A 13,134-nucleotide genomic window follows, 5' to 3' on the forward strand; every position below is an offset into this window, starting at 1 on the left:
AAGATTGACTAATTTAGCCATATTTGGTAATTATATTTACCATTATGGCAAAAAAGACTCTCCATATTTATCCTGGATCCCTGAAGGAAGTCGAGTCTCTGGGTCTCAGACTGAAGGATGCGCGTCTGCGCAGGCGTTTCTCCATGGAGGTCGTTTGCGCCAGAGCCGATATCTCCCGGCCGACACTCTCCAAGATTGAAAAAGGGGATCCATCGGTTGCTTTTGGCCACTATGTGCAGGTGCTACGTGTTCTTGGCCTGCTGGCTGACCTGGCGCAAATTGCCAATGAAGATGTTTTGGGCCGCAGGCTGCAAGACGAGGCTCTCCCGCACAGACAAAGAGCACCTCGCAAGAAAAAACTTCCGCAGGAAGACGTTCATGGCCAAGGGAAAAAATAGAAGACAGTTGTGGGTCTGGCTGGACGATCCTGCTTTCGGCCCCCTGCAGAAGATCGGCACCCTGTCGCAAGGGGATCGCGGCAGCGTCAGTTTTGCTTATGATCCTGACTGGCTCACACACGCCCATGTCTTCCCGCTCGATCCTGAGCTGGATTTGCTGCCAGGCGAGTTTTATCCTAATGGCTCAAACTTCGGGGTCTTCATGGATTCCTGCCCTGATCGCTGGGGCCAACTGCTGATGAAGCGCCGGGAGGCTATTGAGGCCAGAGATGAAAAACGCTCGTCCCGAACCCTTGGCCCTTGGGAGTTTCTGCTTGGTGTTCAGGACTGCACCCGTATGGGGGCCTTACGCTACAGCCTGCCGGACCACAATGTTTTTCTCGCTGACGAAGCCCTGTCCGCCCCTCCCATCACCAAGATTGCTGAATTACAGGCCATTGCCTTGGAATTGACCCGTAAGAAGCTGGCCAGTCCTGACAAAATCAAAGAATGGCTGAAAGTCCTTGTCGCACCGGGAGCTTCGCTTGGCGGTGCACGTCCGAAGGCGAACCTTATCGATGATCAGGGGCACCTCTGGATCGCCAAATTCCCTTCGGCGGATGACGACTACGATGTCGCAGTCTGGGAGAAGGTCCTGCACGATCTCGCCCGCGACTGCGGGATCTCCGTCCCGGAATCCCAGCTCATGCAGCTCGGCGACGGTTACCACACTTTTCTCGTCAAGCGTTTTGATCGCGCGAGAGAGAGCCGACGCTTCTTTGCCTCGGCCATGACGCTGCTGAAGCACGTCGATACGGATGATGCCAGCTACCTGGAACTGGCAGAATTTATGGCGACCTTCGGTGAGCCCGACCTTCTGTCCGCCGATCTTGAAGAATTGTTCACGCGGGTGGTGTTCAATGTCGCCACCGCCAACCGCGACGACCATCTGCGGAATCACGGCTTCATGCGTTCACCTGCAGGCTGGTGGTTGGCACCGGCCTACGACATGAATCCTTCTTTCAAAAAGGAGGAGCATGCCCTGGCTCTGGACATCGAGAACCGCCTGCCTGACCTGAGCGTTGTTTTAGCAACGGCTGGCTATTATCGGCTAGACAGAAAGCGCGCCAAGGCCATCATCGAAAAGGTGATTGAGATCGTTTCGGATTGGGAGCGTCGCGCCCGAAACCATGGTCTATCCCGGCAGGACTGTCTGGAGGCTGCGCACTTGTTTATGGCCGCTGGTAAAAAATAAAGGGCTGGGGTTCTCGCCCGCTACGAGGTTCCGCTGCGGCAGATACAGGATAGGGCAACGTTTCGGGTCCTGCTGCCAATGTATCAGTCGGCATCCAAATTTGACCCTCTTAGAGATGAACTCGGCGTTGAACATTGACCCACTTAACTTCTGACTTCTGACGTATTAACAAAGAGTTAAATCGTTGCCCCCCCTCGGACCCAGCATGCCGATGCCGGGTCAAATTTGGATGCCGATCAACATGTCACACCGGAACTCATTCAAAAGGTCGCAACCGGTGACTGGAATCCAGATAGTAATGACTCTGACGCGCAAATGAAGAACGCCATGGCGGCGCATGGTTACTGGCTCGCTCACAATGAGGTTAAGGCCACGATCAGAAGCATTCTAACAGGGGTGAACCCCGGCGAAGCGTTCCGCCGGGATCATGCTTCATGGTATCGCAATCTATTCTCACCCAATGTTGATGTTGGTTTCCTGAAACCGTCCGATCTGGCCGGCTACCGGACAGACAAAGTGTTTATCAGGGGGGCGACCCATGTTCCCCCCTCACAGGATGCTGTTCGTGACATGATGCCGGAACTGTGCGACCTGCTGGAGGATGAACCCAATACAACCGTTCGGGCTGTACTGGGGCATTTTCTGTTCGTGTACATCCACCCGTACTTTGACGGCAATGGTCGACTGGGCCGGTTCCTGATGAATGCCATGCTGGCTTCTGGAGGGTACCCGTGGACGGTTATCCGAATAGAAAAACGAGCGAACTATATGGCAGCTCTTGAGGCGGCGAGTTCGCGGGGGGAAATTCAACCTTTTGCGGAGTTCATTGCCAGTTCGATGCAGTCAGACGCCATTTGATAGTCATACTGGCAATAGGGCGCAGTCGGTAATGAGGCGAGATCCAGAACAATTGTCCGACTGGTTAAGCGGTCGCCACAAACCCTGTCAGCGCAACAGTGAGAAGATTAATCGCTTTCTGAATGACCGTGTTCAGAAGATAATTTCGATAGACCGACCGAAATAACCACTTTTCGAAATGCAGTTCTCAACAACTGGTCCCCAGTGCAAGGGTCTCACTCATACGATGTTGGCCGCCTTGGCAACAAAAGCCGTCCAGTGCGTATTCTTCCTAGCAGGTTGTTGAAAAACAAATGGGCTAAACCCTTGATTTTGCTAGAATCAGAGGGTTAATTTTGTTATAATTTTGCGCATAACTATCAGATATTGCAGGAGAAACCGTTATGCGCGGCGAAGACCAAAACCAGCAAGCCATGTTCAGTTATGTCTCCCCGGAAGCACGGGTTCCCAAAGATCACCCTCTGCGTCCAATCCGGATCATGGTCGATAACGCATTGAATGATCTGGCCCCCTTGTTTCGGGAGATGTATTCGCATACCGGTCGGCCATCGATTCCGCCGGAGCAACTCTTACGGGCCTCTTTGCTGCAAGTGCTCTACTCCATCCGCAGCGAGCGAATGTTGGTCGAGCAACTGGATTACAACCTGCTGTTTCGTTGGTTCGTCGGACTGTCCATGGATGACAAGGTCTGGAATCATTCCACCTTCTCCAAAAACCGGGAGCGCCTGATGCAATTCGAGGTGGCGACAGCGTTCTTCCAGGCGACCAAGGGACTTGCCGAGCGGGCTGGACTGATGTCGAAGGATCACTTTACTGTGGATGGGACCCTCATCGAAGCCTGGGCCTCGATGAAAAGTTTTCGGCCCAAGGATGATCAGGACCAAGACCCACCAGCGGCGGGTGGCCGTAACCCCGATGTTGATTTTAAAGGGCAGAAACGCAAAAACGACACCCATCAGTCCACAACCGACCCGGATGCTCGGCTCCTCAAAAAGGGCAAAGGCAAGGAAGCGAAGCTCTGCTACATGGGGCACGCCCTTATGGAGAACCGCAACGGCTTGGTGGTCGACAGTCGTCTGACCCTGGCTAACGGCACCGCTGAATGGGATGCCGCTCTGGAAATGGTCGAAAACCTGCCGGGAACCAACCAGATCACGGTAGGCGGAGACAAAGGCTACGATGTCCCGGCTTTTGTCGATGGCCTGCGAGAGTTTTTGGCAACGCCTCATGTGGCTCAGAAAGATAAGGGAACAGCTATCGATGGACGAACCACTCGCCATGAAGGCTACCGGGTCAGCCAGAGAATCCGTAAGCGAGTCGAAGAGATCTTCGGTTGGCTCAAAACCATAGGATATTTGCGTAAGACGCGCCATCGAGGTCTTGATCTGGTTGGCTGGATGTTTGAATTTGCCATGACCGCTTACAATTTGATCCGAATGCGAAATCTGATCTGGGCAACATAGCCAGAAAAGGCGAAAACCGTCGAATAATGGCAGAAAACGAAGCCATCTGACTTCAAAACAAGGACATTCAGCCAGGAATTAACGAAACACAGATTGTCAAAGATCAAAAAAAGCTTTCGGGAGAGAAGAGGAAAAATCCCGGCTAGTTTTTCAACGGCCTGCTAGTAAGACAAAGAGCTCCCATATTAGGGCTAAGTGGTGACGCCTTGTCTTATTGTGGTTAAGCAGGCAAGGGGGAAAATTCTCAGATTATGCGATCTCTGCGTTCGGAATTGATTGGGATAAAAATGGGGGATTAATTCGGCCCTCCGTATAGTCAGACACCGAAACGGCCAACCACAAAAATGGGGTTGGCCGTTCTTGTTTTGCAGACATAATGGCTGACAGCTAAAGACAAAAAGAGACCTGCCCCTTGCAAACGTGGGTTATGTTGGGTTTTCCGCTAGGAAGTCCAACACAGAGCCAAAACCAAGGAGGCAGGTCATGAAAAAGTCTAGCATGTTTGTCGGTCTTGACGTCCACAAATTGTCTATTGAAATTGCTATCGCCGAGGCAGGCCGTGACGGTGAGGTTCGCAGTTACGGCGGCATTGAGGGAACCCTGGACGCCCTCGACAAGGTCGTCCGGAAGTTGGTTTCAAAGGGATGCGACCTGCGTTTTGTCTATGAAGCCGGGCCATGTGGTTATGATGTATACCGTCATCTCACAGCGCAGGGTTACGACTGTGTCGTGGTGGCTCCATCAAAGATTCCCAGACAGAGCGGCAACCGCATTAAAAATGATCGCCGTGACGCTCAGATGCTGGCCCGTCTGCATCGAGCCGGCGAATTGACCGCAGTCTATGTTCCTTGTATCGAAGATGAGGCTATGCGTGATTTAACCCGTGCGCGGGAAGATGCCAAGGCTTTGGAGCGCAAGGCAAAGCAGCTTATTCTAGCCTTCCTGCTCCGCCATGGGCACCGTTACTCGGGGAAATCGCCATGGAGTCGCGCTCACTTTCGCTGGATATCCATCCTCAAGATGCCTCATCCGGCGCAACAGATCGTTCTTCAGGAATCTCTTGACACTCTTGCGGAATGTACAAGTCGGGTTGACCGTTTGACTGAGCAAATTCAGATGTTGTCGACTCAGTGGCGCTTGTTTCCAGTCATCCAGGCCTTACAAACCTTGCGAGGAGTCTCTTTGATTGTCGCAACCACCACAATTGCGGAGATCGGTGATTTAACCCGTTTTGAAGGCCCTACCGAACTAATGTCTTATCTCGGTTTGGTTCCATCAGAGCACTCAAGTGGCCGGTCGACCAGGCGAGGCTCTATTACAAAAACAGGGAATGGCCATGTGCGCCGCGTCCTCGTTGAGGCGGCTTGGGCTTATCGGCTACCGGCCCGGGTAAGTCGAAAACTTCTGATCCGGCAAGAAGGGATGTCACAAGAAGTGTGTGCGATCTCCTGGAAAGCACAACTTCGATTATGTGCCCGTTACAAACGATTTATCGCAAAAGGCAAGTCCCACCAGTTGGTTGTAACGGCCATTGCCAGAGAGCTCTGTGCGTTTATGTGGGCAATCGCCCAGGAAGTTCAAGGTTCAAGGGTGTAACGGATTTTAAAGAAACAGGACCACAGCACTTAAAAGTCAATCGGGAGAGAGCCTATAAGAAGATCTATTATCCAGAACAGTCTCAGGTGGCGCAACCACGGTCAGGAGAATCCTCGGTGACCCTGTTGGATAAGACTCCAAGTCGAACTCCCGATTTGCAGAGAGAGCAGCTCCGCGACGAAGCCAAGTCTGGCGGTAACCAACCCGCGAATATCAGAGCGATCAACCGTCGTCAAACGGGTTCCGCCCCCTGATAGTGTTCTGGAATTAACGTCCAAAGAGAACCGCTGAAAACCAGTTGGGCAGGGAACATTTCGTCTATTGACAACTGTCAGCCATATCAGGGTCTGTAAGAATCTAAAATTTACCTCTGTGATGCGGTCAAAATCGGATGGGGCAACTTATCAGACGGTCGAAGTATTCCGTAACCCCTCTGCCACGAATGGTCGCGGATGTCCTTGATTGCAGAAGATTTCAGACGAGTTGGTTGACATCAACGACTTGGCTTGCGAGGGCATTGATCGGACTGATAAGCAGAAAAAGAATAAAACCCATGTCGTGCCTCCCGGATCATCAGAATTAAAATGACATTATAGACATCACTGATCCGAGAACACATGCAAACTTTATTCAGTATGTTTCTGACTGGATATGACCGCAGCAGGGACAGAACTGCCAGTCTTGGCTAAGATGGACTCCACAGATACATTGGGAGCGATGGTTGCTCCTGCGAGGTCGCTTCCTAAGATAGAGAAGGATCGCGACCGCTACTAGATTTATTCCGATCAGAATCCCGGCGGGAAAACTGATGGTAAGCAGAGATGCAACAGTGCACCGGCCACAGGAAAAACTCCAGTAGTTGTAACAGATAATGCTCAACCCAGTCGCCGCGATCAGCCACAGAATGTAATAACGCTTTTTCATTGAACTACCCAACGGAGTTACTGCCACAAGCGGTGCAGAAACTGTGGCTGATAAATTTGCGCTGATGACAGGATGGGCAGTTTTCACGCAACCTTTGCAGGCAATGGGGGCAGACCATCCAGTCGAGTTCAACCTCTTTAGCGCAACTGGGGCATGCTGCTGTCACTGACTCAATAATCTCAGGGGAATGCAGTTCGTCCTGAATTTTAAGCAGTAAAAAGGCCAGAATAATTAACAGCAGAATAATCATCAGTTACTCCTAACAGACTTGCGATACCACTTTTGGGGTTCGTGCGCTGTCTGATTCAATGCGGCCATCTCGCAGAACAACTGTCCGGTCAAAGTAGGCTCGATTCTCATCATTGTGAGTCACCATGATGATGGTTTGTCCTTCCGCATTCAACTGCAGAAAAAGTGACATAATCTCTTCACTGGTTGCACTATCCAGGCTGCCAGTCGGTTCGTCAGCCAAGATCAAAGGTGGGGCATTCACCAGGGCGCGTGCGATCGCGACTCGTTCCTGTTCGCCACCAGAAAGCTGACTGGGAAGATGCCCGATCCGATGACCAAGGCCGACACGTATCAGCACCTCGTTGGCCATACGGTTTTTTTCAGGCGTAGATAACTTTTTCACCGCTAACGGCAGCATAACGTTTTCAAGGGCGGTCAGGTAAGGGATGAGATTGAAGGATTGAAAGACAAACCCAAGGTATTCGCGTCGAAAATCAGCACGCTGTTCTGAGCCCAGGCCGTAAACGTCAATATCGTCGACCAAAACCTTGCCTGAGGTCGGATGGCAGAGCCCCCCCAAAATCGAAAGCAGGGTGCTCTTCCCCGAGCCTGAAGGGCCCATAATACCAAGGAAACAACCTTCCTCAACCGCCAGTTCCAGCTTATTCAGGGCGATAACGCAATCAACGTTGCTCTCAAATCTTTTTTCAAGTTTTTTCAAATTAACAAAGGGCATGTCCAGTATCCTTTTTTGGTGTTTAAAGAGCGCGTAGGGCTTCGGTCGGATCGAGACGACTGGCCTTAAGTGCCGGATAAAATGAAGCAGAGGTCCCTACCAGTAAGGCAAGAACGACTGCCCCGCCACCAAGCAAAGGGTCCCAATGCAGACTGACTTCATTCTCCGTCATCAACGGCAGGATCAAATAGGTTCCCGCCATGCCGAACACGAAGCCCAATGTCCCAGCGACCAGGCTCACGACTGTCGATTCGAAAAGAATCAAGCGCATGATATGCAAGCGTCTGAACCCTAATGCGCGAAAAATACCAATTTCTCGCGTGCGTTCATTGACAGAGCCCATCATTGTCACAAAAACAACCAGACCACCGACCAATAGGACAACCGCAGCAACAGCCAGAGAAAAATTCCGGAATTGATTCAACGCACGCATGCGTGTTTTTACAACCTGCTGGATAGCACTGACGTCGACCCCCGGTAGCACTTCACCAATCTGGGTAACCATGTCTGAAACCGGACAATCCGCGCAGAGCGCTGCAACTTCAACCAGAGATACTGTCCCCTGCTTGCCCAGTAACCGTTGAGCCGTTGCCAGTTCAGAGATCAGGATCTGATCGTCCTGTGAACCGCTGTTCGCCAAAATCCCGGTCAGGGTAAACATCTCGCCTCCCATTTCAACCTGATCGTCAATTTTGAGGCCAAGTTTTTGGGCGACTGTCGCGCCTGCAACCAGCTCATGGTTCGTTCTTAGGGCCTGGCCATTAACCGTCCACCATTTCTTGAGTTTAAATTCAATGGCGGGGTCCACTCCCATCAACATCACCCGCTGGCCATTAACCTCTATAGCCCCAAGAACCTTGGGCGCAATCGCAGCGATATTGCCTTTATTGCGAATGCTGTTGATTTTGACCAGGTCGGCCTGCCGGATCTCCTGGGAATCGAGAGAGACACCTCCCAAATTTATTCCGCCATAGCTGAGAGCGATATCATCAGTGTGCGGGGTGATGATAATATTTGCTCCGTAATTTTCCATTTTGATCTGAACATCTTCTGTCAAAGTCGTTGACAGTGAGATCATGGTGACGACTGTCGCAACACCGATCAGCAGGCCAGCCACCAGAAAAGCTAAGCGGCTTTTACGGCGGCACAGATTATTAATAGCGATGTTCTCAAGCTTCATTGCAATCCCTCGCAGGCTTCAGCAGAATTTTAAAGTCCGAAATACCAGCCACCACCTACAATGTCTGCCTTAGCGATCAAGATTTGATTGCTCTCAACTCGACGAGCCAAAGGAGCCGGATTGCAGCCGCCCTTTACCTCGTTGACAAGATCGGTCCTGAACTTTTGACCACAGTTATTACAGACCATGAAGTCACCCTCTTGCCGATAGCCTTTCTTTTCGCGATAACAGACGTCACAGGCATCAAACGCCGCACGCATAACGCCATCTACGCTCTTGACGACGAAAAATTTAATGTCACCTTTGCCAGTCGCCAACTTGAAGAAATGTGCCTGGCCGTCATCGAGATCGGAGATGGTTAAATTCACAAAACCGTTCTCAGCTTTGACCGCCGCGATCCCGTCAGATGCACCCTGCCCTAGGAGGAACCAGGCGGCAACCGCGCCAATAACCAGTACACCCAGAAGGGTGAAAACTTTCCCGGTGCTGCTCCCCTTTTTTTTGGTAAACAGTTCTTTTTTACTTTGACGATTGCGCTCTTCACTCATGATTGTCTCTCCCAATAGGTTTTTAATGTCTTAGCTGAAATGGATTTAGACTAGGTGATTCAGGATTTGCTGCCGCTACAAGATCCGCCACAGGAGGAACTTCCAGAGGCTTCTGCCTGCTTGATGGCGGGGTCAAAGATAACGACATCAGTCTTTCGTAGGGTGTCGTTGTACCACTCTGAGAAACGCAACTGCTTGTCCCGATTGGTTTGGGCCCCTGCAATGACATTCAATTCAATATTACGATTGATAATCATATTCTCCTTCACTTTGGTAAAAAATTGCTCAGGGCTACCGAATCTACTCTTAATTGTTTGCTCAAAATCAGGAGTTGCGGCCTTTATACGTTCTATTTCAAGACTGACTTCCCCATCCTGGACTACGATCTTGTTAACATCTGCAGCAGCGAGCATAACCTCTCGCTCTTTCAACTCTTTCCAGACCTGGGCCTGCAGTTGCGGACTGTCAAAGGATGATGCACTCCCGCCCAGGTCTGACGTTCTGCGCAAATTGAGAGCCTGGTTGAAATCGTCTCGTGACAGCAAACGGCTACCGATGCGTGCGACATAGGCCGCACTTAATTGCTCAGTTTCACTCTGGAGCTTTTGAAAATCATCCGCACTCAGGTCCAGTCGTACAGTAGAGGGATAGCCAGCGTCAGTGACCGCCTTCACAATAGCCGCAGAACTGGTCCTGGCTGGGTCATAAGTCACCTGTCCACGGCCATTGGTGACGCTGATATCAGCCGTGCCGACCCCATCGATCTTGGCAAGCGCCTGCTGAATATTGTTGACGCAGGACCCACAGCTTAAATTGGTAACATTCAGTTCCGCCATAGCGGCCGCTTTTATCGTCGGCCCACCGCTCATAAATACAGAGGCGGCAGCGACTGCACCTCCAAGAGCTAACACAGCCAACATGACCACCAGTTTTCTCTTCATCGGAACCTCCATGTAGTAGATAAAATTATCCCGCTTGAACATATCAGGATGCATGCCAATCGCCTGGATTTTTCTATCTATCTGGAATAGTGCGATTTCAAGGAGTTCTTTTGTGAAAATTTTCAATGATGAACAGAAAATATGTAGGATATCCACCGCTTCTATAGGGAATATTCTACAAAATAGTCTTTGCGGGGGAGGAGCGGTTTCATAAAGCGCTATGGTACGGGAACAGGACAAGGCTTCATGCTCATGGGGTCGCGCTATTCAGCTTCAATCGGCGGCTCAAACTGCTTGCCTTGCCAGATTGAAATCACTTTATCAGGCAGGATTGTCACTATTTCAGCACCTTCAATGGCGGTCCCCTGCATTACCGGCAGATCATTGATGAATAGCAATCCGTTCAGCGGGATTGACGCGAACACTGATTCTAAACGCAATGAATGTTGGTCGTTCTTATTGACCGGGAAATGTGAGAATGGCTGCACTCTATCGATTACTTTCCTAAAGTCAATGTGGGATAAGATTCAAGATAGGCTCGTGCGGCGACTGCGAGATTCTTGGGAAAATCATCTCCTATTTTCAAAATGAAAATGAAATGTACGTTGTTTCCCGTCAGCCAGCAACGTGTCGATTTTGAATAAATAAATTCCTTTTTCATCGAGAGTGACGTCACCTCCAAAACTACCACCCATATAGAATAATTTAATAGCCCCACTAGTATTCGCATCAGGATCCCTGATTCTCACTTCTGCAGAGCCGCTCTCTATCGCTTCGCCGCTGGCGATATCTGCAAACGAAACCATGAGGTGATGGGTCTGTTTCAACCTATATTTAATAGGTATTTTTCGTATGTCATTGAGATAAGCAACGCCTTTCACACCATCAGCCTCCTGGACACCGAGCATATATTTAGTTCCTTCAGCCGACATCCCGGGTAAATCCCTAAGCTCTTTTGGCAACCCATAGCCATGCGGATCGGCCATAAAACTGGCAGCAGGTCCTGCCATAAAAGAAAACAGCAAAAAGAAATATGCGACTTTCACCTTCGCCTCCATCAACTACGTCTCTAAAACGCAGAACCACAGTTGTTTACTTTCTTTCTCAGTTTCAACTAATTTTTTTCCGCAATGAACTGCAGCACAGAATTCAATATCTTCCTCATTGAAGAAAGTGGGTCGATCTGCGGAATCTCATTGTCACTTCCATTTTCCTCTCAATGACATTAAAGAATCACTTGGGTGCCGACTAGTGTCCTGTTTTGCTATGCGTTGTACACATAGGAAGGCCTACAGGGGTTATGAGAAGAATACTCCTGCGGGCAAAAAGACCGGCAATTCTCGCAATAGCAGTTACCAGAAGCGCATCAAAGGAGAGTTTAGCAATCTTGACATTGCCGTTCCCCGTGACCGAGATTCCAGCTTTGACTCGGCTATCCTTCCAAAGGGACAAAGCCGTTTCACTGGTCTCAATGATAAGATCATCACCCTTTATGCCCGAGGGATGACCACTCGTGACATTCAGGCTCACCAAGGAGGAGATCTACGGCGTCGAGCCCTCGCCAACCCCGGTTTCTCAGGCCACCAAGGTTGTCTCACAAGGCGTTAAACAGTGGCAGAACCGACCGCCTGCCGAGATCTGTCCCATCGTCTATCTCAATGCCATCCACATCAAGGTTCGCCAGGATGGGCGGGTCATTAATAAGACCACCTACCTAGCAATCGGTGTCAACATCGAGGGCCTCAAGTAAGTTCTTGACCTGTGGCCCGCCGAGACCGAAGGTGCCATATTCTGGCTCCAGGTGGCCCCCGAACTGAAAAACTAGGGCGTCAATAACATCTTCATCGCATGTGTCAATGGGCTAAAGAGATTTCCCGACACGATAGAAACCATTTCCCCCGACACGCAGGTTCAGCTTTGTACCGTCCACATGGTGCGGCATAGCCTAACTTACATTTCTTAGAAGCACCGAAAAGAAGTTGCTTCCAACATGAAAGAGATCTACCAGGCACCAACCTTGGAACAGGCCAAAATCCAACTTGAACAATTCGAGCCCAAGCTGAATGCCCGCTATCCGGCCATCGGTAAATCCTGGCAGCACAACTGGGAATGGATAACGCCGCTATTTGCCTATCCCCCAAAGATTCGCAAGGCGAACTACACGAACAATGCTATCGAATCGATGAGCATGTCGCTACGCAAGGTCACGAAGAACCGCGGTTCGTTCCCCAGGGGTGCATCAATGCTCAAATTGCTCAACCTGGCGTTATAAAATAGCTCGAAGAAGTGGACCATGCCGATTCACAACTGCAAATTGGCACTGAACCAATTTACGATCATCTTTAAATAAGAGATGCCGACACCCTGACCGACAGATCGTTTTCACAATTCGCTTTACAGGCCCAAAACTTGTGGCGGAATCTGATTGGTCACGCTCTTTTATGCGTAGTTGTTGATGTCATCACGAGCTCCGAATTCCTTATCGAAGTCCACCGACGCATAGCGGTTGATGTCATCACGGGCACCGAACTCCTTATCGAAGTTAACAGAGGCATAGCGGTTGATATCATCACGAGCTCCGAATTCCTTATCGAAGTTCACCGACGCATAGCGGTTGATGTCATCACGGGGGCCAAGTTCCTTGTCGAAGTTCACCGCGGCATAGCGGTTGATGTCATCACGGGGACCGAGTTCCTTGTCGAAGTTCACCGCGGCATAGCGGTTGATGTCATCACGGGGACCGAGTTCCTTGTCGAAGTTCACCGCTGCGTAACTGTTGATATCGTCCCGGGCTCCGAGTTCCTTGTCGAAATTGACAGCACTGAAGGTTAAAAAGCTGGCGGCAACGAAGAAACTTGCGAATGTAATAGTTAATGCAGTGTTCTTTTTCATGGTCATCTCCTTGAAAAGAAAAGTTAAATTATTTGTGCTGCTTGACCAAGCAATATATCAAGTCTTGTGCCAACAAAAAAATATAAATAAAATCATGTGTTTATAAAAACTATGTAACTTAATAACAGATAGG

Annotated in this window: 13 protein-coding genes and 1 pseudogene; 6 read left to right on the forward strand and 8 right to left on the reverse strand. The window is 50.2% G+C overall.

Features of this window, described 5'->3' with window-relative positions:
• Window positions 1–44: 44 nt before the first annotated feature.
• The 5 genes from D888_RS22275 to D888_RS0117820 all read left to right on the forward strand — a co-directional run bounded on the left by D888_RS22275 (window position 45) and on the right by D888_RS0117820 (window position 5,549).
• Entirely contained in the window at window positions 45–398 is a 354-nt protein-coding gene (locus tag D888_RS22275; RefSeq protein ID WP_026362475.1) for a helix-turn-helix domain-containing protein, read from the forward strand.
• Complete coding sequence (locus D888_RS0117805; RefSeq protein ID WP_020677934.1) at window positions 379–1,632, forward strand: type II toxin-antitoxin system HipA family toxin; 1,254 nt, start codon at window positions 379–381, stop codon at window positions 1,630–1,632. Before D888_RS22275 ends, D888_RS0117805 begins: the two co-directional genes overlap by 20 nt.
• Before the next feature lie 225 nt (window positions 1,633–1,857).
• Window positions 1,858–2,490 carry a Fic family protein gene (locus tag D888_RS22280; protein WP_020677935.1) on the forward strand — a complete coding sequence of 211 codons (633 nt, stop codon included), beginning with the start codon at window positions 1,858–1,860 and terminating at the stop codon, window positions 2,488–2,490.
• 383 nt (window positions 2,491–2,873) lie between these two features.
• Window positions 2,874–3,953, forward strand: coding sequence for an IS5 family transposase (locus D888_RS0117815; protein WP_020676404.1), 1,080 nt, complete (start codon window positions 2,874–2,876; stop codon window positions 3,951–3,953).
• A 483-nt stretch (window positions 3,954–4,436) separates the two neighbouring features.
• Entirely contained in the window at window positions 4,437–5,549 is a 1,113-nt protein-coding gene (locus D888_RS0117820) for an IS110 family RNA-guided transposase (protein WP_020677936.1), read from the forward strand.
• Window positions 5,550–6,477: 928 nt separating this feature from the next.
• On the opposite strand, the gene D888_RS0117830 is transcribed toward D888_RS0117820, so the two are convergent.
• The 7 genes from D888_RS0117830 to D888_RS23415 all read right to left on the reverse strand — a co-directional run bounded on the left by D888_RS0117830 (window position 6,478) and on the right by D888_RS23415 (window position 11,155).
• On the reverse strand, window positions 6,478–6,723 hold the full coding sequence (locus D888_RS0117830) for a double zinc ribbon domain-containing protein (RefSeq protein ID WP_020677937.1): 246 nt from the start codon (window positions 6,721–6,723) through the stop codon (window positions 6,478–6,480).
• A gap of 9 nt (window positions 6,724–6,732) precedes the next feature.
• Entirely contained in the window at window positions 6,733–7,440 is a 708-nt protein-coding gene (locus tag D888_RS0117835; protein WP_020677938.1) for an ABC transporter ATP-binding protein, read from the reverse strand.
• A gap of 22 nt (window positions 7,441–7,462) precedes the next feature.
• Complete coding sequence (locus D888_RS0117840) at window positions 7,463–8,620, reverse strand: ABC transporter permease (protein WP_020677939.1); 1,158 nt, start codon at window positions 8,618–8,620, stop codon at window positions 7,463–7,465.
• Window positions 8,621–8,649: 29 nt separating this feature from the next.
• Complete coding sequence (locus tag D888_RS22285; RefSeq protein ID WP_020677940.1) at window positions 8,650–9,168, reverse strand: DUF2318 domain-containing protein; 519 nt, start codon at window positions 9,166–9,168, stop codon at window positions 8,650–8,652.
• A gap of 59 nt (window positions 9,169–9,227) precedes the next feature.
• Window positions 9,228–10,109, reverse strand: a complete 882-nt coding sequence (locus D888_RS23780) for a cation transporter (RefSeq protein WP_156827050.1) — start codon at window positions 10,107–10,109, stop codon at window positions 9,228–9,230.
• 263 nt (window positions 10,110–10,372) lie between these two features.
• Window positions 10,373–10,597, reverse strand: coding sequence for a hypothetical protein (locus tag D888_RS0117855; protein ID WP_020677942.1), 225 nt, complete (start codon window positions 10,595–10,597; stop codon window positions 10,373–10,375).
• 81 nt (window positions 10,598–10,678) lie between these two features.
• A complete protein-coding gene (locus tag D888_RS23415; protein WP_156827051.1) occupies window positions 10,679–11,155 on the reverse strand; it encodes a hypothetical protein in 477 nt (158 codons plus the stop codon).
• A 250-nt stretch (window positions 11,156–11,405) separates the two neighbouring features.
• Here D888_RS23415 and D888_RS24665 point away from each other — a divergent pair.
• Window positions 11,406–12,459 (forward strand): annotated as a pseudogene (locus tag D888_RS24665) (IS256 family transposase); the annotation flags it as partial.
• 89 nt (window positions 12,460–12,548) lie between these two features.
• On the opposite strand, the gene D888_RS0117875 reads toward D888_RS24665, so the two are convergent.
• A complete protein-coding gene (locus tag D888_RS0117875) occupies window positions 12,549–13,001 on the reverse strand; it encodes a hypothetical protein (protein ID WP_020677946.1) in 453 nt (150 codons plus the stop codon).
• Window positions 13,002–13,134: the final 133 nt, after the last annotated feature.

Origin of the sequence: Geopsychrobacter electrodiphilus DSM 16401 (assembly GCF_000384395.1) — a bacterium.
In the GTDB taxonomy this organism is placed as follows: Bacteria; Desulfobacterota; Desulfuromonadia; order Desulfuromonadales; family Geopsychrobacteraceae; genus Geopsychrobacter; species Geopsychrobacter electrodiphilus.

Excerpts from the sequence above, each read along its gene's own strand:
- D888_RS0117835 (WP_020677938.1), bottom strand. The coding sequence starts at position 7,440 with ATGCCCTTTGTTAATTTGAAAAAACTTGAAAAAAGATTTGAGAGCAAC.
- D888_RS0117875 (WP_020677946.1), bottom strand. The coding sequence starts at position 13,001 with ATGAAAAAGAACACTGCATTAACTATTACATTCGCAAGTTTCTTCGTT.
- D888_RS0117815 (WP_020676404.1), top strand. The coding sequence starts at position 2,874 with ATGCGCGGCGAAGACCAAAACCAGCAAGCCATGTTCAGTTATGTCTCC.
- D888_RS0117840 (WP_020677939.1), bottom strand. The coding sequence starts at position 8,620 with ATGAAGCTTGAGAACATCGCTATTAATAATCTGTGCCGCCGTAAAAGC.
- D888_RS23780 (WP_156827050.1), bottom strand. The coding sequence starts at position 10,109 with ATGAAGAGAAAACTGGTGGTCATGTTGGCTGTGTTAGCTCTTGGAGGT.
- D888_RS0117820 (WP_020677936.1), top strand. The coding sequence starts at position 4,437 with ATGAAAAAGTCTAGCATGTTTGTCGGTCTTGACGTCCACAAATTGTCT.
- D888_RS0117805 (WP_020677934.1), top strand. The coding sequence starts at position 379 with ATGGCCAAGGGAAAAAATAGAAGACAGTTGTGGGTCTGGCTGGACGAT.
- D888_RS0117830 (WP_020677937.1), bottom strand. The coding sequence starts at position 6,723 with ATGATTATTCTGCTGTTAATTATTCTGGCCTTTTTACTGCTTAAAATT.
- D888_RS22275 (WP_026362475.1), top strand. The coding sequence starts at position 45 with ATGGCAAAAAAGACTCTCCATATTTATCCTGGATCCCTGAAGGAAGTC.
- D888_RS22285 (WP_020677940.1), bottom strand. The coding sequence starts at position 9,168 with ATGAGTGAAGAGCGCAATCGTCAAAGTAAAAAAGAACTGTTTACCAAA.